Raw genomic sequence first — 1003 nt, 5'->3', positions numbered from 1 at the left:
GTGTTCGGGGGCTAGGCCGCTTCGTCAGCCTCGGCGCCCCGCTTGATCAACTGGCGCGTGCCGACGGCGGTCATGCCGTAGTAGGCGCCGAGGTAGGCGTACAGGGCGTTGTCGTCCTTGAGCCGGTGCTCATCGCCGGCCGGGGAGATCACGGCCCAGGTGTTGCGGTGGTCGCCGAAGACGCGCCGGACGGTGGGCTCGTGGTCGGTGAAGGCCTCGGGGTCCATCCGGCCGATGGTCTCGGCGAGCTTGAGCCAGTATTCGGGGTCGCCGGTGATCGCGCCGGTGCGGGCGGCCTCGGCCTGGCGCATCGCGGCGGCGGCGGCGCGGGATCGGTTGAGGTGGGCGGTGGTGCGCGTGGTGCTCATGGGGGGTCTCCCGTCGTTTCGGTTCGGGTCGGACTACTCGCCGGCGCGGGCGATGCGGCGGCAGTGGGCGATCCAGCGGGGGGCCCGGCGCAGGGCCCGGCGGGCCGCCCGGACGCCGGCGCGGTCGCCGGCGGCCTGGTACTGGTCGTACAGGTGGGTCAGGCGCGCGATGACCTGCGCGGTCTCGTCGATGTCCTGCCGGGCGGCGGCCGCGATGGCGCGGCGCTCATCGGCCGGAACAATGCGGAAGCCCAGGAACGGCACGGTGACTCCTACCGGCGGTCGTCGGGGGTGATGTCGGTGACCTGGGTCCGGGTCACCTCGGGGTCGGTGAAGGCGCGGTCCTCGGCCTGTCGGATCTCCTCGGGGTCGGTGCTGGTGACCTCGGTGACGGTGCCGTCCTGCTTGTGAATGGTGACCTTGGCCATGGGGTGTCCCTTCTGTGCGGGCCCAGGCGGGGCGCCTGGGCGGTGATCCTCAGTAGTGGGCGGCGACGGGCACCATGGTGGCGGTGCCGTCCTCGTGGTGGGCGGTGATCTCGTCGGCCCGGTCGTTGACGGTGATGCGCAGGCGTTCGGCCTGGCCGTGTTCCTGGCGCCACTGGGCGATGGCCAGGGCCGCGGCCGGAGCGGTGG

The 1003-nt window shown here is 73.1% G+C and carries 3 protein-coding genes; all 3 read right to left on the bottom strand.

The features are described 5' to 3' along the window. Positions 1-11: 11 nt before the first annotated feature. Genes D450_RS0129020 through D450_RS33855 form a run of 3 tightly spaced genes read right to left on the bottom strand, consistent with a single transcriptional unit; the run spans position 12 to position 796 of the window. Positions 12-368 carry a hypothetical protein gene (locus tag D450_RS0129020; protein ID WP_017542127.1) on the bottom strand — a complete coding sequence of 119 codons (357 nt, stop codon included), beginning with the start codon at positions 366-368 and terminating at the stop codon, positions 12-14. 33 nt (positions 369-401) lie between these two features. Beyond that, positions 402-632, bottom strand: a complete 231-nt coding sequence (locus D450_RS0129015; RefSeq protein WP_017542126.1) for a hypothetical protein — start codon at positions 630-632, stop codon at positions 402-404. Positions 633-640: 8 nt separating this feature from the next. Next, positions 641-796 (bottom strand): hypothetical protein, encoded by a 156-nt coding sequence (locus D450_RS33855; RefSeq protein ID WP_017542125.1) that lies wholly within the window; start codon positions 794-796, stop codon positions 641-643. Positions 797-1003: the final 207 nt, after the last annotated feature.

Source organism: Nocardiopsis halophila DSM 44494, from assembly GCF_000341245.1.
Lineage (GTDB): Bacteria > Actinomycetota > Actinomycetes > Streptosporangiales > Streptosporangiaceae > Nocardiopsis_A > Nocardiopsis_A halophila.
This window is presented reverse-complemented; position numbering and strand designations above follow the sequence as displayed.